Raw genomic sequence first — 22388 nt, forward strand, 5'->3', positions numbered from 1 at the left:
TCTCTGGTTGTTTCAACGAGTTCCATTATACCCGCTTTTTTATGGATTTTCTACCTTTTGAACGGCATTATTCGTGATGATCCGATTGCTAAAGGCATTGACCGTTTCGATTTGGATGGTGTCATCGCCATCTAATTGGAACGCAATAAACCATGCAGGAATGTACACATTTTTTTCCCTAACCTTCAAAATCATCGTATAGGCTAATTCCGTCCAGAGAATTTTCGAGTGACTCGGCAGCTTGTTGTTTAGATAAAGCGTATTTACTGCTTCTTTTTCTGAATAGACCGTCATCTTTTCCCTTAGAGGCGTAATATTGGAGATATGTGTTTGCGTGTAATGGGCAATCTGCAATAGATCATCCGTTTGTTCTAAGGTGATATCGATTCGACTTGAGCTGTCATTGAAAGGAATGCCTTCATAGGATTGAACCGCCACCACGGTCGGATGATTGGCGTTCAAGACAGAGAGGTTTTCCAAATAGTCATATTCATCCCCAAACAGGACTTGATCTTTTCGTTGCAAAAAACCATTGACGGTTTCTTCCGTTTGGGAATCATCACTGATGTAAAAGCCATTGGTTGAGACATGGATCAACTGCTGCCCTTTGACCGTCGACCCTCTTTTGAACTGCGTATTGAGTTGCGGATTTCGTAGCTCCACATCAAAATCCGTCTGTTCACCGCTCAAATAATAGCCACTCAAGACCTCATCTGATAATTCGCCAGAATACCGAATGTCCTCAGACTCGAGGCGTTGTTCGATAGGAATCGTTTGGTTTGATTGTGAAACCATCTGATGCTCGCTGCGAGCCTCACTGTAAACATTGAATAAAAAGACGTTCAGACCAAGAAAAGCGAGGAAAAAAATCCATTCGATTCGTTTAAAATCCAATTAATTCTCCTCCGTTTCTGCTAATTTTGTCATTAATGCATCATAACTGATCCAAGACGAGTCATAATTGACATACCAAGCAGGCGTCAAATCAACGAGTGGTGCATCTTTGATCTCCCCCCATTGATAGCCAACGATGATCTGTTGCAATAATTCAGGATCAGCCCCTGCCGCAATCAGCTCATTTTTGACCGACAAACTAGAGGGCAATTCAATCTCGGTTTCAGAAGGAATCGGCACTTGAATCGCGTTCAAACTGGCAGAAATCGTCATTTCCCGACTGCCGGTCTGACCACTTTCTGAAAAAGCCACACTGATCACCCCTTGACCACCAGTACTAAAGACTGGATAGCCTTCAACGAAGACCCGATAATCCAAGTGCTTGTCTTGTTGATCAAAATAGCGGATCGTCCCAAAATTGTTGCCTAAACGAATAATATAATCCGCACTCAACATCGCCAGATCCGTTTCATCGGAACCATCTGTGGTAGTTTCAAACTTGACTTGCTGCTGATCTTGCAAGACCGTCATGTTTTGCCCACCTTCATAATAGTAGGTATCGACACTTTCATCATTGATCTTGACGTTTTTAGGATTGCTGAAAAAGGCTTCTCGAAACAAGCTCTGAGATTGGGTCGAAGAATAGTAGCTGTATTTTTTCAGCTTGATCGAATCCTGCGTATAATATTGCTTGCTGGATCGTTCTTCATCTGCCGCCATTGTCGTCCATTCCCGAGGGTTGTCTGCTAGTAAGTGTTTTACTTGGCTTTTGTCCCAGTCGATTTTGCCTCGCACCACTCGTTGATGGGTAAAATCAACAAATTGGATCGTGTTTTCTTCAAGGTCAAACTGGATGCGGGAAAACGGAAAATCCTCTGTTTCACTTTCGTCCTCTAAGGACAGCTCTTTTTCAAAGGTTTTCTCATAATCTTTCAAGTAAAACGTTGTATAGTAGTTTAAGGACACCCCTTGATTGACTTCTTGGGCTTTTGAAAAAGCTTGTTCCTCGCCATAGGTTCGCAGTGTCAAATCACTGATCGTTGCCTCATTGATCGCCTCTTGGATCTCTCGAATCACCGCTTCAGAGTTAGTTTCTTTGATCGCGTCCTCGTCATTCCAAGTCAAATACAGGGGCAAAAACAAATCGCTTTTTTGTTTGTAGGTTTGAACCGAAGGATTGACGCCGGTATCTGTTTCCGTGCTGGCATTGTTGAACCCAGTCGGATTCAGCCAAATCATATAGGAGAAATAAAAACTCAAGGCGATCATTACGATCAAGCCTACACGAATGATTTTTTCTGAGATTCTCATACCCACCAATCCTCCTCATACGGTTCATACGGCAACATGATGTAAAATGTTGACCCGCGATTTTCTCGACTTTCCGCCCAAATCGCACCGCCATGAGCTTTGATGACTTCTCGTGAGATCGCCAATCCTAAGCCAGTACCTCCTTGCTGACGGGCACGAGCTTTGTCGACTCGGTAAAAACGATCAAAGATCTTCGTGAGATCTTTTTTCGGAATCCCTAGTCCTTGGTCATTGATGCTAAGTACGATGTTGTTATGGGTCTCCATCAATTTCACCGTAATGATCCCGCCATCTGGCGAATATTTGATGGCATTATTCATGATGTTATCGATCACTTGGATCATTTTATCGGTGTCGACTTCCACCCACAATTCTCGTTTAGTGAACTCCCGACGAATCAAGTATTTTTTGCTTTCATTCGTCACCATCATGTCAAAACGATCCAACACGAAATTGACCATTTCATTGAAGTTGATGTATTCCAACTGCAGTTGCGAATTGCCACTATCCATCCGCGACAGACTCAGCAAGTCATTGATCATCCGAATCATTCGATCCGTTTCATCCAACGTCACTTTCAAAAAGTTCGGCGCAATTTCTGGGTCTTTCCAAGCACCCTCACTCAACGCTTCGATGTAGCTGCGCATACTCGTTAATGGTGTCCGTAACTCATGAGAAACGTTGGAAACGAACTCTCGCCGTTCCTGTTCATTTTTTTCTTGCTCTGTAACATCGTGCATCACCGCAACTAACCCAGAAATAAAGCCAGACTCCCGACGAATCATGGAGAAATCGATGCGCAAAATCAGATTTGTTCCCGTCAAATCATTGCTAGGACGCTCCAACAGCATGTCTTCAGGATTTTCCAAAAGCTTTCGTAACGTGTATTCTTCATCGATTTCCAATAACGTCAAAATCGACTGCCCGATCGCTTCTTCGTTGCTGACATTTAACAAGGACATCGCCATCTCATTGATGGTAATGACTTTGCCTCGTCGGTCGGTGGCAACAACGCCGTCTGTCATGTGAGACAAGACGCTGTCCAAGCGGTTTCGCTCAGATTCCATCGCCTCTTGAGTCTCTTCGATTCGTTCTCCTAGTTGATTAAAGGTCTCCGCCAGTTGCCCCAATTCATCTTTTCCATGAATCGCGACCTTGCGGCTATAATCTCCTTTGGCGATGCGAATCGCTTGTTCGCGCATCTCTCCGATCGGTTGGGTGATGGAACGAGAGACCAATAGTGCCACAATGATCGAAATCACTGCCGCAATCAGTGAGGCTGTCACAAAAATGACCGCAGTCGTACTGACTTCATTGTATTTTGACTCAAGATTGCTCCGTAAATAAAGGGTTCCTAAAACGGTATCCCCTGTCGGTGATTGGATCGACTGCACGATATTGAACACCCGCTGGCCGCTGGATTCATCATAGAGGACTTCACTGCGGTTCGTATCGTAATCACGGTAATCATTTTTTTCTCCCACCGAGCCACGATCATTGATATTGGTGGTTGCACGAATGATCCCTTGCTCATCCACCACCCGCATCTCCAAAATTTCCGATGAGTTGGTACTCGTTAAGATTCGATTCAAGGAAGCATTCATGGAATCCCAATCTAAACCGTCATCATTATCCATTCGACTCAATTCAGAGCCTAATGTTACCACTAACGTGCTGGCACGTGCCTCCATGTCGCGTTTGAAGGCATCAACCGTTGTTCTTTCCAATTCGCGAATAAAATACGCCCCGATAATCTGGATCGCAATCAATAAGATCAAGATAAAAGTCAGGGCGATTTTGAAGTTCACCGATTGAAAAAAGCGAACTTTATTTTTCATAGCTTATTCCTGTTCTGGGTTCCGCAAGTAATAGCCCACTCCGCGACGAGTAACCAAATAATTTGGATGGCTCGGGCTGTCTTCGATTTTTTCACGTAAACGACGCACCGTCACGTCAACGGTCCGAACATCACCAAAGTAGTCATAACCCCAAACCGTTTGCAATAAATGCTCCCGGGTCATCACTTGACCAAGATGTTTTGCCAAGTAGTGCATCAATTCAAACTCTCGGTGCGTTAATTCGATGGCTGCACCATTTTTAGTGACCATGTACGCATCAGGATGAATGGTTAAATCACCAATCGTTAATTCGCTGTTGGCGTTATCGTCTGCTTCCTTCGCAGCTGCCGAGCCGCGACGCAGGTTGGCTTTGACGCGGGCCACCAATTCCCGGTTTGAAAATGGTTTGGTTACATAATCGTCCGCACCAAGCTCGAGGCCTAGTACTTTATCGATTTCAGAATCTTTGGCTGTGACCATGATGATCGGCATGTCATGGGTTTTACGCACTTCCCGTGCAACTTCCAACCCATCCATTTTTGGCAGCATCAAATCAAGCAAAATCAGATCAGGATCGACCTCGGCTACTTTTTCTAATGCCTCTTCTCCATCATAGGCGGTATATACTTCATATCCTTCTTTGGTTAAATTAAATTTGACGATATCAGAAATTGGTTTCTCATCGTCCACGACTAGGATCTTTTTCAAAAATGTCACCTCAATTTTTTTTGGTTTCTTACTTATTATACATTATTTAAACTGGCTTTTCATCTTTCCCAAAAACCGCAGCCTCATTCTTAAGGAAAGCACAAAAAAAGAAAGGCACGGGGCCTTTCTTTTTTACTCTTCTAAAAGCTGGATACCGATCCCTAACAACCCAGGACCCGTGTGGACGACTAATGCGGGAGAAATTTGTCCAAATAAGATTTCTTTGACCTTAGGAAATTCGGCTTCTAATCGTGCTTTCATCTCTTTGGCTTCTTGCAGGGCATCACCTTGCGCCACGGCTAAACGCACATGGCGATGATCACCGATGAATTGCTTGATCAAGTCAACGGTTTTGTCCAAGCTTTTTTTCCGTCCACGAGATTTTGCGACCGTATAGTAGATCCCTTCTTCATTACAAGAGATAATTGGGTTCAATTTCAAGGCATTGCCTAAGATGGATGCAACCAGACCGATGCGGCCGCCTTTTTGTAAATACTCTAAGGTAGCTACGTTGAAAAAGACTTTGTTTTTCGGCACTTCATTCGTTAATTGTGCCCGCAGTTCTTCCCAAGTCACGCCTTTTTCTAACAGTTCTGCTGCACGAATCGCTTGCAGCCCTGCACCGATTCCGATATTTTTCGTATCAAGCACGAAAACCTCAAGATCCGTCCGTTGTTCACCTAACAGGCGAACGACGTTAAACGTTCCGCTCAATCCGCTGGAGATGGTTACGGCAAAGACTTTCTCATACCCATCGGCTTTGATCCGATCAAAGATTTCTCCGATCGCAGCACCGTCAGGTAACGAGGTACTAGGGATCTCTTGTGGCAAGCGCTCGTAAATTTCTTCGGCAGTAATATCAACTTTATCGGTATAGGTCCGATCCTTGTAGATAATTTGCAATGGCAGCATATACATGCCGTATTGCTCCATGATCTGTGCGGGAACATCGGTACCTGAATCAACTAATAGGGCAATTTTCTCTTTATTCATGGGCTTCTCCTTTATGTGTTTCTAAATAAATGACTTCTAATTCAATCGTTTTTTCTGCCAATAGTTTATTGGCAAAGGAACGCGTCGCACCTTTCATGGCTACTAATTCAATTGGGATCGGTTCCGACGTCATTTGTTCGGGTTCTCCCATTGCTTCTTTGCCGACAAGGTGGATCACTTTTTCTTGTTCTTCACAAAATACATTATAGGCATTTCTGATTCCGACAGCTTTCCCTTGAAAAAGGATCCCCGTCTTTATTTCAGGAATCGTCAGCACTTGCTTGAGCATCGTGATCGCAATCAAAAATGCGAGATGCTTTTGATTGTAACGTTTCTTCTCTGGTGATGGAATCATCCCTTTTTTGACATAATTATTGACCATGGAAGAGGTCAATAGCGGATGCTTTTCCGTTTGGATCACCGGCGATAAATATTGATCGATCAATGTGATCACCTGATCCATATACAGTTCCAGCGTTGGCAATTCTTCCCATCTCGGCAGGTGGAAGTTCAGCAATGAATTGCCCCAATTTTTCATGTCTGCTTGTAATTTTTCCATGTCATCCTCCATTTTGACGAACAGAAGGTTAGATTATCACAAACTAATCATCTAGTTTCGATAACTAGATACATTTTATCACGGTTTTCTTAGTTTTTAAAGCAATCTGATCAATCTTTTAAGAATTTCCTATCATTTGAAATTGGGGAATGAATGGTATTTTTTTAAGATAACCTCTGTTTTCCAACTGAAAAAGCACACATTTTTTTCAAAAGAATGATTGATTTTTCAACAATGGAGTGCTAAGATAATGAAGTACTTTTGGTACGGGCCGTTAGCTCAGTTGGTAGAGCAGCTGACTCTTAATCAGCGGGTCGCGGGTTCGAGCCCCTCACGGCCCATTGGGTGCCAAACCCACGGAACAGGTAAATGTTGGTGCGAAAGCATTTCGAAAACATTTATGCTGTTCCATTTTTTTGTTTATAATTATCATTATGCGAATAAAGGAATTTTTTTTGATAAGAGGATTTATTATTCGAAGAGGTCTGTGTAAAACTTCAAAAACTTTTGAGCGATGAAGAAGGCATCTCAATACGACGGTCTTCCTTACTCAAACGATGACTCATTTACCGATCACGAAACGAGCATTCTACGGATTTAAATCATTTGAGAATACGAGAATTAAAATCTTTTTGATCAATCAATTAATCAAAGTAAGATAACAAAAAATCTGAGCCAGAATGCTATTCATTCTGACCCAGATTTTAGTTTGTACGACTCATCAGTTCTTATTGACAAAGAGCCGAATTATGGCTGTCCTACATAGCCTTTTTTATTGTATATACTTCGTATACGATGTACTCTAAAACCTTGTTTTGCTCAATCTCTAGATATCTATCATCAGCGGTAAGCGATTTTTTAAATTGTTCAAAATCGTCAAAATCAATGCTTTCTAGCAACTTATTCGGATCGCTAGTACCATCTATTTGAGAAGCATCAATAGTGATATTTTGACTGACACTATCATCATTATATTTCGTAATGACTGTTACGCCTTCTGCAGCATTATAATCTGAGGTAATTGGCTCCATAAATAGTTCAGGAGTCTCATCTTTATTATCAGATAAAATCGAATTAGGTATCTCTACGTCAATAGTGATATTTTTTATCATATTATCCTTATGTTCTACTGTAACCACATTTTTAGGATTTATTGAAGATTGAAGCTTTTCGACAGTACTACTATTGTTGCAACCGGTTAGCAAAATAATTAATGTATATACAAAACTAGATATTTTTTCTTAAGCATACCTTTTCCCCTCTCAGTTTTTTACTGGGTTTTAATTGAATATATTGTGACTTTTTCTTTGGGCAATCCATCATGATCAGCTTCTACCTTTGAAATTTCTTTTACGATATCGATCCCATCAATCATTTGCCCGAATACTGTATATTGAGTATCTAAAAATGGTGCCCCTCCATTTTTATAGTCTTCTAAAATTTCAGGAGGATGGTCTTCTTCAGTTAACAGATAGGGAATCATTTTCTTCAATTGTTCATGTTCCTTTATGGTATCAGTTTGATCAATATCATTAGACACAATGTAAAATTGACTTCCTTGAGTTTTCTCACTTACATCTCCTTCAAATCTTGCCATATAAAGGGCTCCATTAATATGATATAGTCGATCACTAATTTCTGGTGCAAATTCTTCATTCCATATGCTTTCGCCACCCATGCCAGTTGAAGTAGGATCCCCTCCCTGTATAACAAAATCTTCAATCACACGATGAAAATCTGAATTATCATAATAATGGTTTTCGGCTAGCTGCAAAAAGTTCTCAACTGCTTTTGGTGTTATTTCTGGGTATAGTTCCTGCCGCTACATTAACTGACCCTTCACTTAGCTTATCAATTTCTTGAATAATAGCATATCCATGAGCGGGCGTAGCTAAAACTAAAAGAATATAAAAAGTTGTTTCAGTTAAAGGTAAATATGGATTTCTAGTCATATAAAGTTACTCCTTATTTTACTATAGTCAAGCATAAAAAAAGGGGGTATTATGTTACTCTCTGATATCCCCTATTTTTATATCTAACTGATCCTAACTAACTGAGCTACTGAAGGAGCCATAAAACGGGGAAAAAAAACAGGGTCAAAAACTATTAAGTTTCTGACACCTTTTTATCTGGACATACTCCCCAAATACCCCAAGCTAAAAACTCTTTGAAGATTTAAATCACTGCCGTACTCCAAAACTCCGGTGGAGAAATTGATCCAAACATTAAGAAACAATTCTATCTACTTTGGACAATCGAGTCAGAAGGTAATTGAAATAATCGAATATATTCAAAACGACTAAGACGCTCAAAAGTCTAGTCTCATCTGTTTAAACTGGAAAATACGGCCTACAAGAATCTCTTTTTTCTCGTCATCAATCCGATAAAAAAGAGCATAACTTTTGCCGATAACAATTCGATAAGTTGTAGTCTTCATACCGTATATTTTTGAAACTTCCTCATACATTTTCGGGAACGTCTTAGTGAGTTCTAGCGCCTTCTGGATCGCACCTACAAATCTTTTGATGCTAGTTTGTGAAAGCAGCAACTCATTTTCCCATTCAGTTATTAAATTTGATAAACTTTGCTGAAAACTCTGGGAATAAACTAGTGTGTATTCTTTCATTTAACTCCAACCATACTTTCCGAAACTCTCTCTCATTTCGGTTTCAGTTACGATCAAACCTTCTTCAAAGTCTTTAAAACTTTCCTCGATCAGCTTTTTATCATGATTCTTAGCTGTTTGAGTTGTATCCAAAATAAATAAGTTCCCTTCCTTTTCTGCTTGAAGAGTATCTCCATTTTTCAAACCAAGTTCCTTAGGCAAAATAATTCCTACGCTGTTTCCAATCTTACGGACTTTAATTGATCGCATACATTTCACGCTCCTTTTCTACTGTTGCACCCATTTCATTATAACAGGTTATAACGAAAATTACTAACCTGTTTGTTCCGCTTTAGGAAAAGGGGAACTTCTCGCACCGTTGATTCCGTACCTCAAACATTGGCAATATGTACACCAAAGCATTCTGAAGCAGTACCTAAGGGGATTTATCCAGTGGTATTTTTTCAAATGATCTTAGAATGGCTCTGAGACAACCAATATATAGCAAAACAAGCGAACCGAGTGAAGGATCACTTCAAACGTTTCAAAAGTATCCATATCTAATTAGCACAGCCAAAGCAGGCATTTCTTTTCCTTATAGGTCCAGTCACCAGTATGGGAGGAGGACAACAGATTGTCAGATCTTACTCTTTGTTCACTTGAAGCTAACTGCCAGAGTTTCTCAAATATTTTTGCGTCTGGTGGATACGCTACTACGTAACCATCAACTATACACGCCACCAAGGAGCGTGATAGATAAATAACATTCTGTTATTGACGCAAACCTTTGAAATCCCCTGAAAAAAATTGATTTTGGCCGGGGCTAGTTAAGTGCGCTTCAAAACAGGTTACACAATAAAAATATTCTCAATCTTCAACTTGACTTATTACCATTAGACTTATTGACAAAGAGTCGAAATAGTTTATCATATCATAGTCCACGTTCATAATGTGACCAAACAGAGAGAATCGTGATCGTTTTACTCTCTTCCTCCACGCTGTATACCAACCTGTGGTTGATATTGAGACACCTTGAACAGTAAGGTAATCCTGTTAATTTTTCGTAAGGTGGCGGTGTTTGAAAAGGATTTTCCTTAACTTTGATCAGTTCATCAAACTTACTAGTTAGATTGATACTCTTCAATTTAGACAAATCTTTGCGAGCATTCTTTTTGATCTTTACTTTGTATCCCAATCTATTTCACCTAAATCTTCACTCTCTTCATTCTCAAAGTGTTTGATCCGATCAAGTACACCCACATTTTGTAAGTTGAGTGTTTCTTGTAAGGAGTTCCAATCGCTCTTACTAATCATAATGACGCTTTCTTGCTCTTTTGTATTCGCAATTTCTACAGGTTGACTGTCAGCCACAACATGCTTAATGATTCCATAAAGGTTTTTTCTTGCATTTGTTGGTGTAATTACTTCCATGTTTTCTCCTCCTTTTCTTTAAATATCTTAAGCATATTATAACGTACGTTAACAAAGAGAGTGAATATACTTAATTTTTCTTACAATTCTTCATATCTTGTAGTAATCGTTTTTTGAGACTTAACTTGTGGTTTCGATTGCTCAAGGTGCTTACTGTTTGCCGTCCTATTTATCCAATGGGCGGTTTCTTGTATTGATTCTTGGTCTTTAACAGCTGTCATAGTCATTTTGTCTTCAGCGGCTTGCTTTTTGATTCGTTTATTAATCGAAGAATGCAACAAGAAAAGAAATTGCCAATCACTATTTTGCTTCTAGCATGACTGTCCTTCGTGTCCTGCACAGGAATAAGACTAACTGTATTGAAAAAGAGTAAAAAACGTTTTGATGCTACTTCATATATTCTTTTGCTCGATCACTACCACATCTTCATTTACCGGTTCTTCGAATCCTGAAAAAAACCGTTGAAGGATTTCTTCTGTAATAGGAAAAGCGGAATTTGCTGTCTGGACTTTATTTCTGATCGCTAATCGTTTTCGTAAAGTATCATAATCAGCTTTTAGATAGATTACTTTAATCGTCACATCATATGCTGCCAGTAGTTCTCTATAAGCGTCTCGGTGACTTTTAGCCCAAAAACTAGAATCGACAACTACGTTTTTTCCTTCTTGAACAGCCTTCACTGTAAGCTCTTTCAATTTAACTGAAGATAATGAAGAAACTTTTGCATATTTCTCCGAAGGGTAATCAACACCATAAACGCCATAGTCTTCCCAAATCAATTCATCTATTGCTAATCTTACATAGCCTTCTTGCTCTTTTTGTTTTGAGTAAGTGGTTTTGCCTGCACCACTAACGCCACACATCAAAAGTACCTCAACCATTATTCTCCTCCTACCTTTTCCGATCAATAAACAAAGAGAACGAAAAAACCTTATTTGTAATCAACGCTCGTGTTTTAGACCACTGTTCGCCACCCACATCTGATGATACAATGATAACATTGTTTTTATGAACAACAAGCAGATTGGGAAACAATCGCAAGAAAAATAGGAAGTAAAACCATATATTAGAGAATAGAAGCGTTAGCCACTTAAGCTAACGGATAAATCAAATTTTTGTCCATTTCCACTCTACTATAAAAAAATTATTTTCTACAAAAATAGGAACGAAAGCCAAAATACGAAAGAAACATCATGGCTAAAACTTATGTATGTAATGGTATCTTTATTTCTATTAGTCCAATTTTAAAATAAAATAAGCCACCACTCCAAACTATGATAGAAAAACAAGAATAGACTCTTGAATAGAACTTGAATGCAAAACTACCTCCAAAATCAACGCAAGAGTCTATCTGTATAGATAAAGATCTTTATGGCAAGTTCTTTTGCACCAATAAAGATCCTTAGAATCAAACAAATCAGAATGCTTTCAAATCAAATGTGATAGTGTCATTGTTCTTTAAAAACAACGCTTGTGCCCCTTTATCGGTCATTTCGTCATTGACGGTATAGACCCAAAATAGATTGGCTTTTTGATCTTGACTGATGCCGTCGATAGAGGTGATAAAGCCATCTTTTTCTTTGATCGCAAAGTTTTCTTTCATTACTTCCAGCAGCGACTCATTTTCTCGGAACGTTACTTCTTTTGAGGTCACAGCTTCTTGATTTTGGATGACGATCGTAGCTGTTCCTTGTTCTTGCTTCAAGGAACTTTGCTGCGTGCTTTCTCGCGTTACACTTGCCTGTTGACATCCTGTAGCGACGAGTAATGTGCTCACTAGCATAAATACGACAAATACTTTTTTCATCTATTTCTTCCTCTCCAATAGTCAAAATACTAATCGTTTTTCTATCCAATATGCGGATAAGAGTTATTTTATCAATCCCGTTTTTTCTTAGAGCCCGCATTTTAATTGGATTTTACAGTTTGTGCAGGTACTACAGCCGCCGATTTCCTCAATGGTTCCTTCATGGCAGATGGGGCAGATTTCACCAGAGACGACGGGTTCATCTACTTGAACGACAGGCAGCGGTTCAACTTGTGCGGTCAGCTCATTTTCTACCGCTTCTAAGGTAAGTACTTGTGAATCTCGGCTGCCATCTACATAGACGGTCCCTCCTTTGGCTCCTCCTTCATAAAGATCTCGATAAACCTTGGCTACTTGGCTTACTGTATATCCTTTTGGTGCATTGACCGTTTTTGAAATGGAGCTATCCACCCAACGTTGAATGGTGCATTGCACACCGACATGTTCTTCGGGCGTCAACTCCATAGCGGAAATGAACCATGCCGGCAACTGCGCTTTGGTTCTTTCAGGATGATCCATCAGGTATTCGTCAACGATTTCCGCATTGATTTCAATAAACTTACCTAGTCGACCGCTTCTAAAATAAGAAAAGGAGTAGTAAGGTTCTAAACCAGTTGAAACTCCCGTCATCGTGCCTGTCGATCCTGTTGGCGCAACAGTCAAAAGATGAGAGTTGCGAATACCGAATCGCAGCACGCCTTCGCGGATGTGCGCTGGCATTTTTTTCATGTATCCTGTATCTATAAATTTCTTCCGCAACGCTTGCGTCTCTTGGTCATTTTTTCCAATCAGGAAGGGAAAACTGCCTTTTTCTTTCGCCAATTCAATGGATGCCTCATAGGCAGTGACTGCCATTGCCTCGAAAATTTGATCAACGAATTGATTTCCTTCTGCCGATCCGTATTTTTTCCCGCCGTAGATCAATAAATCTGCCAAGCCCATGATCCCTAATCCAACACGTCTTTCCCCTTTCGCCTGCTGCTCATTTTTGTCAAAAAAGTAAGGCGTTACGTCAATAACATTGTCTTGGAAACGAACCGCTGTTTTCACGGTTTCTTTTAGTTTGGCAAAATCAACGGTGCCCTTTTGGCGATCCGCCATGTTTGCGAGATTGATGGCTGCCAAGTTACAGACCGCATAAGGGGTTAGGGGCTGTTCACCGCACGGATTGGTTGCCACGACTTTTTGTCCGTATGCTGTAGCATTCGTCATCTTGTTGGCATTATCGATAAAGAAAATACCAGGCTCAGCAGAATATGTTGCACAAAAAGTAATCAACTCCCATAACTCACGAGCTTTGATCCTTTGATAGGTTTTGACTTTATGGCCATCAGCTGCCCATTCTCGCACATCCCCGACTTCAGCCCATTTTGCATCATATTGTGCCATCTCTGCTTCTGAATAATTGTCGATATCTGGAAAGCGTAGCTCATACCACCCATCTGTCTTCACTGCTTCCATGAATTCTTCTGTCAAGCAGACTGAGATATTCGCGCCAGTTAAGAAATCACTTTCTTTCACCGTATAGCTGCCACCTATGCGCAATTTTTCTTTTACCTTTTGGATCATGTCATTATGTTCCTTATCTGACGATTCAGGCAGTTGTGCTAGATAAGTGAACATTCTTTCTTCCATTTTTGTCAGAGGGTCAAATTGCAGTTTTTCATTGATCAGTTGTTTGATCGTCGCATTTGTGATTGTTTTTTTTAGGTGAAGCAATACAGCAGGATTTTGAATTTTAGAAAGAATAAACGCAAAAATATCTGGATGCCAATCTGCCATCATAATCATCTGCGCTCCACGGCGGCTACCTCCTTGTTCGACAAGGTTCGTCAAGTTTGCCAAATCATTCAACCAAGAAACTGCCCCAGAAGACCGACCACTGACACCGTGGACCACACTTGATTTTGGTCGCAAGGTCGACCCATTGGTTCCAACCCCGCCACCTCGACTCATGATCTCCATAACTTCTTGTCGATGAACAGCAATCCCTTTTCGGGAATCATGGATGAAAGGCATCACAAAGCAATTGAAGTAGGTAACTTGAGAATTTGTTCCTGCTCCATAAAGTACTCTGCCTGCGGGAATTAGGTTTTGCGCCACGATTTGTTGGTAAAACGCCTCAAAGAAGCGCTCCTGGTCATGGGACTCGTTGGCAGAAATCCCTTTGGCTACACGATGCGCCACTTGCTCAAAAAAGAGTTCTAACGGTTTTTCAATGTCACTTTTTCTTCTTTTAACAAGTCCACTCGCTTGTTCATCAATATCTTCTAACGCTGAGCGATAGGCCTCTTCCACTTCGATAGAGACTAGTTCCCCATCGATTGCTTTCACAACACCGATTCCTCGCGCAGGATATTTAGGATCAGCTTTCGTTGTCAAAATCACCAAATCATCCTTACGCAATGTTTGATGGGTTTGATCTTTGTATGAATAACGATCCAGCATAATCAAACGAGCGATTCCCTCAAATGTTTGGGTCATTTCTGGTGTGATCGCCGAAACTTCTTGGAACAACTTGATATCCTCGTTCAATTTCTCAATCGTTTGTTTTTTGTATTCCATTTCTTTCCCTCGCCTTCTAAAACACAACATATTGTGCTCGTTTTTTATTATTGTACTATATAATGTGTATTTCAATCTTGAATTTTATTATTTTCCATGTATAATGAGAATGATTATCAATTAGAAAGACGGCGATTCTCATGCTTCCTCCCCAAACCAAGATATTTTCCATCCAAAGAATTTCTCATTTAGCACTGATCACTGCGGCTTGTATCGTTGGACGGTTAGTTTTTGTCTTTATCCCTAACATTCAGCCTATGAGTGCCCTTTTATTTTTAGTGGCTTTTTCTTATCGTTTATCTGATGCGTTGATGATTGCCTTATTAAGTTTGCTCGGAACAAATATCTATCTAGGCATGGGTCCCTGGACGATCAGTCAATTTGCTGCACTTACTGTCACCATCGTTCTTTTTCATCAGATTGGAAAAATACCGATCATCAAGAAAAACCGCTTCTTGCAAGCTTTCTTTGCCTTTCTTTGCGGACTTCTTTATGGCTTGATCGTTTCGTTGATGGAAGTTTGGCTTTATCAGTTTCCTTCGTTTCTTGCCTATTACCTTCAAGGACTACTGTTCGATTTCTTCCATGCCAGCGGAAACTTCGTCTTTTATCTGCTTTTATGGCCAGTATTTGAGCGAATAACACCCACCTCCTATAAATTGGCGAAAAAAAACGAGTGATTTCGATGGAACGAAGCATTCGGCTAACTTTGTTTTCGTGTTTCTTTGAAAGAATGTTCGCATAAAATTTTTAAAAAAAAACAAAAAAACTACGACTACTCTCCTGTTTCCTTTGCTTAAAAATCTATCCAAAAAGCACCAGTGAAAGCCTTTCGAAAGGGTTTCTTCCATCTTTATACGTCCATTCATTTAAATGAAATGATCCCTCTTTCATCCATGCCCTTGACCGAATGTAGTTGGATTTCTTTCAGATTATTAATGAATGATGATGTTTGCTTTTGCTATCATAAGAAATTTATTATTTTTTTTAAATAACAATTTAATTTTTCTTGACCAAAAGAATTCAGAGGTTTATCCTAACTATGGAAAATCAACGACTGGATAAAAAGAAGCAAATGAAATTTTTTTATTCAATTTGACCTTTGACATTTGTGAAAAAATGCATAAGAAACTTGATAGTGATCAAGCGCTTATGGAAAGAAATTTTTTTCTCACTAAATTTCAAAAAACGCTCTATTTTAACCAGTCAGAAAAATCATTTTAAGAAGGAGAAAGCGATGAATGAGAAACAATTACGCTGGTATAATATTGCGCTGATGGCGTTCGTCTCTGTTTGGGGACTGGGAAATGTTGTAAACAACTACGCTCAACAAGGATTGACTGTTGTTGTTTCGTGGCTATTAATTATGGCTCTTTATTTTGTACCCTATGCATTAAGTGTTGGTCAGTTAGGATCGACCTTCAAAGAGTCAAGTGGTGGGGTTTCCTCATGGATCAAAGAAACCTCAACAAAGCGGTTGGCTTTTTTTGCTGCTTGGACTTATTGGGTCGTTCACGTGCCTTATTTGGCACAAAAACCCCAAGGAATCTTAGTGTCATTGAGTTGGTTATTTAAAGGAAATGGTACATTTGTATCAACGATGGGCTCCATGGAAGTCTCATTGATTTGTTTAGCTATTTTTCTATTCTTTTTATGGATTGCCTCTAAAGGATTGACGACCTTAAAAATGATTGGGAACATCGCCGGAACAGCCATGTTCGTGATGTCGATTCTTTTTATTCTTTTAGCAGTCACTGCTCCAGCAATGACTGGTGCTGAAATTGCTACACCAAACATGTCATCTGTTTCAACCTATATCCCTAAATTTGACTTTACCTATTTAACCACGATCTCGATGCTGGTATTTGCGGTAGGTGGCTGTGAAAAAATCTCGCCTTACGTAAATAACACAAAAAATCCTGCCAAAGAATTTCCAAAAGGCATGATCTTTTTAGCCGGTATGGTGGCGTTATGTGCCTTGCTCGGCTCGATTGCTATGGGGATGCTTTTTGATGCCAACCATATTCCAGAAGATTTGATGGTCAACGGCGCTTATGAAGCCTTTCAACGACTAGGAAACTTCTACGGAATCGGCAATTTCTTTGTCATTCTTTATTCCATCGCCAATGCGTTAGCGCAAATCTCTGCTTTGGCATTTTCAATTGATGCCCCATTGAAAATATTATTGTCTGATGCTGATTCAGAATTTGTACCAAATGGCTTAGCAAAACTAAACAAAAAAGGAACACCAGTAAATGGGTATATTATGACTGGTATCCTAGTCAGCATTTTGATCATTATTCCAGCACTAGGAATCGGCAATATGACCGAACTGTATCGTTGGTTGCTGAACTTGAATTCAGTTGTCATGCCATTGCGTTACTTATGGGTCTTCTTAGCCTTTATGCTAGTCAACAAACACGCCAATCGCTTTACTTCCGATTATAAATTCGTGAAAAACAACAAGGTTGGCTTTGGGATCGGCTTATGGTGCTTCTTGTTCACGGCCTTTGCCTGCATTTTAGGGATGGTTCCTAAACTTGATTATGGGGCAGATCCGCAAGCTTGGTTCTTCCAATTGGCCTTAAATATCATTACGCCAATCGCCTTTCTTTTGATTGGCTTGATCTTGCCGATCATTGCGAAACGTGTAAATAAAAAATAATCATTCCCTCAAAAAAGAGGTGTCCGACAACTATTTCGGTTGTCGGGCACCTCTTTCCTTATATATGACTTTTCCGCCGTGCGAGGCATTTGGTCCATCCTCTTGCCGAAGCGTTCATTCTTCTTCATTGTCCTCTTTGTTATCCTCTTTGATTCCATACTTGATCCATTGCACCTTATAGCGAAAATCTTTGATCAGCTCTTTTGCGGTCCATTCATTCGAAATAAAATCTGTCAGACTATCCATCACAACCGCCATAATAAAATAAAGGAAACTGACAGCTTCTTGCGTATCATGGATCGTGAAGCGATTTTCTTCCAACAGCTCCAACCACTGACGAATCATGGGCGAATCGTCAGGGATCGCATCGCGCTTCGTCCAGGCATTGCTTTGGGTACATAAATGGATCATTTTCCAATGATCATCTTCAGGTGACCATTGACTGCACCAAGCCAAGTATTCTTCGATCCCTTTGAAAAAATCATTTTTGTTGCGATTGATAAACGTAAAAATCGCGGAATGGATTTGGTTTGAATAGTCGGCGATCGCATAGTCATAGGCATCTTCTAAGTTTTGAAAGTACTTGTAAAACGCCCCTCTAGAAATGTGCGACTTTTCGACGATGGCAGAGACCTTGACTTGACTGATGTGCTTGCTGAAGAATTCTTCTAAAAGCACGGCATCGATTTTTTCTTTTTTCGCTTGTTTTAAATGAAAAAATGTTGTACTTGGCAAGGGATTCTCCTCCATCATTCGCAATCTACTCCCTCTATTATAAACAAATCCCTCTACTTTTCCACTCAGACTTGTGCAGTTTCTCTTGACGGGGCGTTTTGTTCGATCAGATTGCCATCTTCCATTCGGAAAATGCGATCACTCCATTGGATCATTCGCTCGTCGTGAGTGACCATGACTGTCGCTTTCTTTTTCTCATGCGCTTCTTTCACCAATAACTTCACCACTTCATACGCATGATCGGTGTCTAAGCTGGCAGTTGGTTCATCCGCCAAAATCAAGCTTGGGTCATTAAACAACGCCCTGCCGATCGCCACTCGTTGACGTTCCCCACCAGATAAATCGCGGGGAAACTTGTCTTGAAGGTCGAGAATATCTAATGAAGCAAGCAATTCATCAATCCGTTCCTTTTCCTTGGCTTTTCCTGTAACTTTGTCGACCAAATAAAATTGTTCCTTTACCGTTAGAAAAGGAATCAAATTCGAGCTTTGCAAGATAAACCCAATCTCTTTAAAACGCAACTTCCCTCGTTGCTTTTCATTTAATTGGGAAAAGTTCACCTGGTTGATGATGATCTCTCCCGATGTTGGACTTTGTAAGCCGCCAGCGATGGTCAAAAAGGTACTTTTTCCTGAACCAGAAGGGCCGATGATACTGACAAACTCCCCTTCTTGAACGTGAAAATTCAGTCCTTTTAATGCCGTTACTTCGGTATGCTGCTTGCCAAATTTTTTTACAATATCCTTCATTACTAAAATGTCTTTCATCTTTGTTACCCTCCTATTGCCGTGATTGGATCGACTTTTGTGACCGTCCGAATGGAGAATAAACCGCCTAGAACTGCCACGAGAATCAAGATGCCGCTATAAAGCAGCCATTGCTTGAATTCAAAGAAAAATGGCATGGCATCTGGTAAAAACAAGCTGGTGCCGTATGCCGCCGCAAAGGCTAGGGCTACCCCGATCACACCGACCATAAATGCTTGCGCAATAATTGATTTGGCAATAAAGCTGGTCCGAATGCCTTGGGCTTTCATCACACCAAAAATCGCCGTTTTTTGTAGGGTGATCACATACATGAAAATCCCCACGATTGCCGTTGCAACGACAAATAAGAAGTAGATCATGGCATTTAAGGTCAAGTTTTGGGCAGAAAATCCAGGAAGCTTTTCAATAAAGTCTTCCGTTGCCAACACTTTGAGCTGGGTTCCTTCTTGGTTATCGACTTTCGGATCACTTGATTTGGTCACAATGATATTGATTGGCTGCTCCTTATCAGATGCGAATGGTTGATTAGCAAACTTCATTTTCGTCCAAGTATCCAGGGAAGTATAAATCACTGGTGAGACCGTATAAGACGTTTCTGGGGTGATCCCAACGACTTTGAAGGTTTCATCTGAACGCCCGATTTTCACTTGGTCTCCGACCTTGATACCTTCTTCTGCTAAGTTTTCTGAAATCGTGATCTCATTTTCTTTTGAAAACAGCTTGCCCTCTAAGACTTCTGGTAACAAGAACGCATCGTCTTGTGTACCAAAAACAGTCACATTGACTTGTTCATCGTTGACCGTGATGACACTGCTATATAAACCAATCGGGGCTTTTTGGGTTCCTTCTACACGGTCTAGATCCCCTCTCGTCAATTGCGAAGCCGCAAATGTGTCATTCGCATCTTCTGATAAAACGATCGCGGATGAATCCCAATCGACGATGGCCTTTTTAAAATCCCAGTTAAGTCCGGTAGCTAAGCCAGACAATATAAAAACAACATAGGCGATCAAAAACATGATTCCTACGATCAGCCCATATCTTAATTTTGAATAACGCATTTCTTTTATAGCCAGAAACATTGCTCTTTCCTCCTGTTTTCCAAATGTTGACAAAGTGTCACTTTTTGAAGAATACCACACAAAGTGACACTTTGTCACTTTTTACAACTCGAAATGTTTGCAAGGTTGATCGATCATTCTTTTTCTGTCATTCACTGAGGATGTTTTTTTTAAAGGAGTGAGAAAAAAGAGAGTTGAATAGTGGCCGTTTCGAGTAAAATACGCCATTTCCTTTTAACATTCTTGGCTAGATGGAAAAAAAGCATGGCCGACCGTAAATAGTCGAACCATGCTTTGGCAAAAACGAACACGAGGATTCATTAATCGTATTCTAAAGATCAGCTGACCTTGCTTTGTCCAATTGTGGAAATTACTGCTCGTAACTGATGACACGAAGTATCAAACTGCCGTTTTTCCTCAGGGGTAAGCGTCAATTCAATAATTTCGCGGACGCCGTTTTGGTCCACGACTGCAGGAACACCTGTGAATAAATCGTTGATGCCATATTCCCCATCAAGGTAGGAAGACACCGGCAGAATCGCTTGCTCATCATTTAAGATCGCTCGAACGATTCTTGCGACACTCATCCCTATTCCGTAAAAAGTTGCTTGTTTTCGATCAATGATTTCATAGGCGGCATTTTTTACTCGTTCAGAAAGAACCGCTAGATCGGCAACGGTCAAACGATCCTTTTGCTTGATCAATTCTACGATCGGTTGCCCACCGATCGTTGTATGGGACCAGACAGCGACTTCCGAATCACCGTGTTCCCCAATGATATACCCATGAATATTTCGTGGATCGATGGCTAATTTTGCCGCCACTTCTTTTCGAAGTCTTGTGGTATCGAGGGTCGTTCCCGTACCAACGACACGATTGGCGGGCAACCCGGACACACGCCATGCTTGATAAGTTAAGACATCGACTGGGTTTGAAGCGATGACAAGCACGCCATCAAAGCCTGAAGTCATCACTTGTTTTGTGACGCTTGCCATAATTTCGGCGTTGACATCGATCAATTCAAGCCGTGTTTGTCCTGGCTTTTGGTTGACCCCTGCAGTAATAACGACGATATCAGCATCTTTACATTCCGAGTACTCTCCCGCCCAAACTTTGATGTTTTCTTGCCCCCATGACATTCCGTCTAACAAATCGAGGGCTTCTCCTTCTGCTTTGTCTCTATTGACATCGATCAAGACCAATTCATTGATCAGTCCTTGATTGATCATGGAATACGCAATGCTCGTTCCAACGAAACCTGTTCCGACAACGACAACTTTTCTGCTTGTACTTTTCATGTGCGATCCCTTCCCTTTCTTTTCAAATACTTGTACTATTGTTTTGCGTAGAGTACGCATTTTCTTAAAAAATGGATGATTTTTTGTACTTTCTTAGTAACTATGATCGGCAATCAGGGCTTTGGTTTGCTGATACAAATGAACAGCATATTTTCCTAACACATAGCAGACGACAATCACGGCAAAGCTGGTTTCAATAATCGTTAAGGCTTGTAGAAACCCAAATATCAGTGGGTGATTCGCAAAAAACAGTGCTGATTTGAACATTGCAGTCGCCGAGATCACAAGAGGAAACGTAAATGCCGCATAGCTTGGGTAAAACCCGACTGCCAGCATGTTTTTCATATAAGCGACAACACAGAAATAAATCGTTTGTGACAATAACAGCATAAAGGCGACAAACCAAGCAGAGCCTTGTTCAAATACGGAAAGGTAACCTGCTAAGCAAAGAGAACCTGGTGCTGTTAAAATCGTGATCAAAGGAACTGCCGCACGTTCCGTCAGCTTTTGATGGACGACTCGCTTTAAAATAATCGGCAAAAGCGCAAAATACAATACCAATGCGATCCAGACGATCACTTCCCCTAGCTCTTTAAAAAAGACAGCAGAAGTATTGGGAATTACGCCAATCCCGACGAAGGTAATAAACCAGCTTGGATAAATGTATTCCAGCGAAAGGTCGACAGGCAAAATATGCACGACAACAAAATAGATCATTAGAGCAAAATGTAAGCCGATAGCCCCCCACCAGAGCAGATCATTCACCACTGCATTGGGAATGACCCGTTCAAAAACAGTGGAGATCACCATCAGCGCCATCGTAAAGGTCGGCGCCACCGAAGCAACGATTGGGTTTTGCAACTCTGACATCGTGTGCTTAAATGTAAAGCATACTTTCAGAAGGAAGAGCCCCATGATGAAAATACCAAGGGTGCAAAACGCATTTCCAACCGTCTCCATTCCTTCTGAATACAATAAATTCCCCAAAGACACAGTGCCTAAAATCAAGCCGCAAATCGGGATTGGCAATGAATGTAAAAAATGCTGGATCGATGTTTTCATCAACTCATCCTTTCTTAACGTATGAAAATTTCAATTAAATTTGCTTTCTTTTTTCTCTACACTTATACTATAATCACCTGATAACTATT

The 22388-nt window shown here is 40.6% G+C and carries 22 protein-coding genes, 1 tRNA gene and 2 pseudogenes; 4 read left to right on the forward strand and 21 right to left on the reverse strand.

Features of this window, described 5'->3' with window-relative positions; all coding sequences use genetic code 11:
• Positions 1–39: 39 nt before the first annotated feature.
• The 6 genes from Q1X33_RS03105 to Q1X33_RS03130 all read right to left on the reverse strand — a co-directional run bounded on the left by Q1X33_RS03105 (position 40) and on the right by Q1X33_RS03130 (position 6303).
• A complete protein-coding gene (locus Q1X33_RS03105) occupies positions 40–894 on the reverse strand; it encodes a two-component system regulatory protein YycI (RefSeq protein ID WP_301969544.1) in 855 nt (284 codons plus the stop codon).
• Positions 895–2205, reverse strand: coding sequence for a YycH family regulatory protein (yycH, locus tag Q1X33_RS03110; protein WP_086294636.1), 1311 nt, complete (start codon positions 2203–2205; stop codon positions 895–897).
• Positions 2202–4043: a cell wall metabolism sensor histidine kinase WalK gene (gene walK / locus Q1X33_RS03115; RefSeq protein ID WP_086293178.1), complete on the reverse strand. Its 1842-nt coding sequence runs from the start codon at positions 4041–4043 to the stop codon at positions 2202–2204. Before walK ends, yycH begins: the two co-directional genes overlap by 4 nt.
• A 3-nt stretch (positions 4044–4046) precedes the next feature.
• Positions 4047–4751: a response regulator YycF gene (yycF, locus tag Q1X33_RS03120; protein WP_010747607.1), complete on the reverse strand. Its 705-nt coding sequence runs from the start codon at positions 4749–4751 to the stop codon at positions 4047–4049.
• Positions 4752–4883: 132 nt separating this feature from the next.
• Positions 4884–5744, reverse strand: a complete 861-nt coding sequence (locus tag Q1X33_RS03125; protein ID WP_005225280.1) for a DegV family protein — start codon at positions 5742–5744, stop codon at positions 4884–4886.
• On the reverse strand, positions 5737–6303 hold the full coding sequence (locus Q1X33_RS03130) for a DUF1836 domain-containing protein (RefSeq protein WP_301969545.1): 567 nt from the start codon (positions 6301–6303) through the stop codon (positions 5737–5739). The genes Q1X33_RS03125 and Q1X33_RS03130 overlap by 8 nt, the downstream gene beginning before the upstream one ends.
• Positions 6304–6571: 268 nt before the next feature.
• Here Q1X33_RS03130 and Q1X33_RS03135 point away from each other — a divergent pair.
• Positions 6572–6644, forward strand: a tRNA-Lys gene (locus tag Q1X33_RS03135).
• A gap of 151 nt (positions 6645–6795) precedes the next feature.
• Positions 6796–6965, forward strand: a pseudogene (locus tag Q1X33_RS03140) (ISL3 family transposase); the annotation flags it as partial.
• Between the two features lie 96 nt (positions 6966–7061).
• Here the strand turns inward: Q1X33_RS03140 and Q1X33_RS03145 are convergent.
• From Q1X33_RS03145 to Q1X33_RS03190, 10 genes and pseudogenes are all read right to left on the reverse strand, one after another.
• Positions 7062–7442 carry a DUF1307 domain-containing protein gene (locus tag Q1X33_RS03145; RefSeq protein ID WP_270788329.1) on the reverse strand — a complete coding sequence of 127 codons (381 nt, stop codon included), beginning with the start codon at positions 7440–7442 and terminating at the stop codon, positions 7062–7064.
• 131 nt (positions 7443–7573) lie between these two features.
• Positions 7574–8077, reverse strand: coding sequence for a peptidylprolyl isomerase (locus Q1X33_RS03150; protein WP_270788328.1), 504 nt, complete (start codon positions 8075–8077; stop codon positions 7574–7576).
• Between the two features lie 34 nt (positions 8078–8111).
• A pseudogene (locus Q1X33_RS03155) lies at positions 8112–8255 on the reverse strand (PadR family transcriptional regulator); the annotation flags it as partial.
• Between the two features lie 356 nt (positions 8256–8611).
• Positions 8612–8929 carry a type II toxin-antitoxin system RelE/ParE family toxin gene (locus Q1X33_RS03160; protein WP_270788327.1) on the reverse strand — a complete coding sequence of 106 codons (318 nt, stop codon included), beginning with the start codon at positions 8927–8929 and terminating at the stop codon, positions 8612–8614.
• Positions 8930–9178, reverse strand: a complete 249-nt coding sequence (locus Q1X33_RS03165) for an AbrB family transcriptional regulator (RefSeq protein ID WP_270788326.1) — start codon at positions 9176–9178, stop codon at positions 8930–8932.
• A gap of 661 nt (positions 9179–9839) precedes the next feature.
• Positions 9840–10103 carry a Txe/YoeB family addiction module toxin gene (locus tag Q1X33_RS03170; protein ID WP_333558708.1) on the reverse strand — a complete coding sequence of 88 codons (264 nt, stop codon included), beginning with the start codon at positions 10101–10103 and terminating at the stop codon, positions 9840–9842.
• Positions 10088–10339, reverse strand: a complete 252-nt coding sequence (locus Q1X33_RS03175) for a type II toxin-antitoxin system Phd/YefM family antitoxin (protein WP_270788325.1) — start codon at positions 10337–10339, stop codon at positions 10088–10090. The genes Q1X33_RS03170 and Q1X33_RS03175 overlap by 16 nt, the downstream gene beginning before the upstream one ends.
• A gap of 392 nt (positions 10340–10731) precedes the next feature.
• Positions 10732–11220, reverse strand: a complete 489-nt coding sequence (locus Q1X33_RS03180) for an ATP-binding protein (protein WP_196044135.1) — start codon at positions 11218–11220, stop codon at positions 10732–10734.
• Positions 11221–11756: 536 nt separating this feature from the next.
• The gene (locus Q1X33_RS03185; RefSeq protein WP_270788323.1) at positions 11757–12146 is read right to left on the reverse strand and encodes a DUF4430 domain-containing protein; all 390 of its coding nucleotides are present in this window, start codon (positions 12144–12146) and stop codon (positions 11757–11759) included.
• Positions 12147–12233: 87 nt separating this feature from the next.
• Positions 12234–14711, reverse strand: a complete 2478-nt coding sequence (locus Q1X33_RS03190; RefSeq protein WP_301969546.1) for a vitamin B12-dependent ribonucleotide reductase — start codon at positions 14709–14711, stop codon at positions 12234–12236.
• A 140-nt stretch (positions 14712–14851) separates the two neighbouring features.
• Between Q1X33_RS03190 and Q1X33_RS03195 the strand changes: the two genes are divergently transcribed.
• Both Q1X33_RS03195 and Q1X33_RS03200 read left to right on the forward strand, forming a co-directional pair.
• Positions 14852–15391 (forward strand): hypothetical protein, encoded by a 540-nt coding sequence (locus tag Q1X33_RS03195; protein ID WP_301969547.1) that lies wholly within the window; start codon positions 14852–14854, stop codon positions 15389–15391.
• Between the two features lie 557 nt (positions 15392–15948).
• Complete coding sequence (locus Q1X33_RS03200) at positions 15949–17376, forward strand: APC family permease (protein ID WP_270788317.1); 1428 nt, start codon at positions 15949–15951, stop codon at positions 17374–17376.
• A 114-nt stretch (positions 17377–17490) separates the two neighbouring features.
• On the opposite strand, the gene Q1X33_RS03205 is transcribed toward Q1X33_RS03200, so the two are convergent.
• The 5 genes from Q1X33_RS03205 to Q1X33_RS03225 form a co-directional block, all read right to left on the reverse strand.
• Complete coding sequence (locus Q1X33_RS03205; RefSeq protein WP_270788316.1) at positions 17491–18129, reverse strand: TetR family transcriptional regulator; 639 nt, start codon at positions 18127–18129, stop codon at positions 17491–17493.
• Positions 18130–18176: 47 nt separating this feature from the next.
• Complete coding sequence (locus tag Q1X33_RS03210) at positions 18177–18878, reverse strand: ABC transporter ATP-binding protein (RefSeq protein ID WP_151195685.1); 702 nt, start codon at positions 18876–18878, stop codon at positions 18177–18179.
• 5 nt (positions 18879–18883) lie between these two features.
• Positions 18884–19960 carry an ABC transporter permease gene (locus Q1X33_RS03215; protein WP_270788312.1) on the reverse strand — a complete coding sequence of 359 codons (1077 nt, stop codon included), beginning with the start codon at positions 19958–19960 and terminating at the stop codon, positions 18884–18886.
• A 317-nt stretch (positions 19961–20277) separates the two neighbouring features.
• Positions 20278–21237 carry an L-lactate dehydrogenase gene (locus Q1X33_RS03220; RefSeq protein WP_194195598.1) on the reverse strand — a complete coding sequence of 320 codons (960 nt, stop codon included), beginning with the start codon at positions 21235–21237 and terminating at the stop codon, positions 20278–20280.
• 93 nt (positions 21238–21330) lie between these two features.
• On the reverse strand, positions 21331–22299 hold the full coding sequence (locus Q1X33_RS03225) for a TDT family transporter (RefSeq protein WP_221693369.1): 969 nt from the start codon (positions 22297–22299) through the stop codon (positions 21331–21333).
• Between the last annotated feature and the right edge of the window lie 89 nt (positions 22300–22388).

The organism is Enterococcus sp. B2E4, from assembly GCF_030499455.1.
GTDB classification, from domain to species: domain Bacteria; phylum Bacillota; class Bacilli; order Lactobacillales; family Enterococcaceae; genus Enterococcus_D; species Enterococcus_D casseliflavus.

Coding starts and splice junctions, on each gene's coding strand:
- Q1X33_RS03220 (WP_194195598.1), bottom strand. CDS start 21,237: ATGAAAAGTACAAGCAGAAAAGTTGTCGTTGTCGGAACAGGTTTCGTT.
- Q1X33_RS03165 (WP_270788326.1), bottom strand. CDS start 9,178: ATGCGATCAATTAAAGTCCGTAAGATTGGAAACAGCGTAGGAATTATT.
- Q1X33_RS03180 (WP_196044135.1), bottom strand. CDS start 11,220: ATGGTTGAGGTACTTTTGATGTGTGGCGTTAGTGGTGCAGGCAAAACC.
- walK (WP_086293178.1), bottom strand. CDS start 4,043: ATGAAAAATAAAGTTCGCTTTTTTCAATCGGTGAACTTCAAAATCGCC.
- Q1X33_RS03195 (WP_301969547.1), top strand. CDS start 14,852: ATGCTTCCTCCCCAAACCAAGATATTTTCCATCCAAAGAATTTCTCAT.
- Q1X33_RS03130 (WP_301969545.1), bottom strand. CDS start 6,303: ATGGAAAAATTACAAGCAGACATGAAAAATTGGGGCAATTCATTGCTG.
- Q1X33_RS03190 (WP_301969546.1), bottom strand. CDS start 14,711: ATGGAATACAAAAAACAAACGATTGAGAAATTGAACGAGGATATCAAG.
- Q1X33_RS03205 (WP_270788316.1), bottom strand. CDS start 18,129: ATGATGGAGGAGAATCCCTTGCCAAGTACAACATTTTTTCATTTAAAA.
- Q1X33_RS03215 (WP_270788312.1), bottom strand. CDS start 19,960: ATGTTTCTGGCTATAAAAGAAATGCGTTATTCAAAATTAAGATATGGG.
- Q1X33_RS03175 (WP_270788325.1), bottom strand. CDS start 10,339: ATGGAAGTAATTACACCAACAAATGCAAGAAAAAACCTTTATGGAATC.
- Q1X33_RS03200 (WP_270788317.1), top strand. CDS start 15,949: ATGAATGAGAAACAATTACGCTGGTATAATATTGCGCTGATGGCGTTC.
- yycH (WP_086294636.1), bottom strand. CDS start 2,205: ATGAGAATCTCAGAAAAAATCATTCGTGTAGGCTTGATCGTAATGATC.
- Q1X33_RS03185 (WP_270788323.1), bottom strand. CDS start 12,146: ATGAAAAAAGTATTTGTCGTATTTATGCTAGTGAGCACATTACTCGTC.
- Q1X33_RS03210 (WP_151195685.1), bottom strand. CDS start 18,878: ATGAAAGACATTTTAGTAATGAAGGATATTGTAAAAAAATTTGGCAAG.
- Q1X33_RS03225 (WP_221693369.1), bottom strand. CDS start 22,299: ATGAAAACATCGATCCAGCATTTTTTACATTCATTGCCAATCCCGATT.
- Q1X33_RS03160 (WP_270788327.1), bottom strand. CDS start 8,929: ATGAAAGAATACACACTAGTTTATTCCCAGAGTTTTCAGCAAAGTTTA.
- Q1X33_RS03125 (WP_005225280.1), bottom strand. CDS start 5,744: ATGAATAAAGAGAAAATTGCCCTATTAGTTGATTCAGGTACCGATGTT.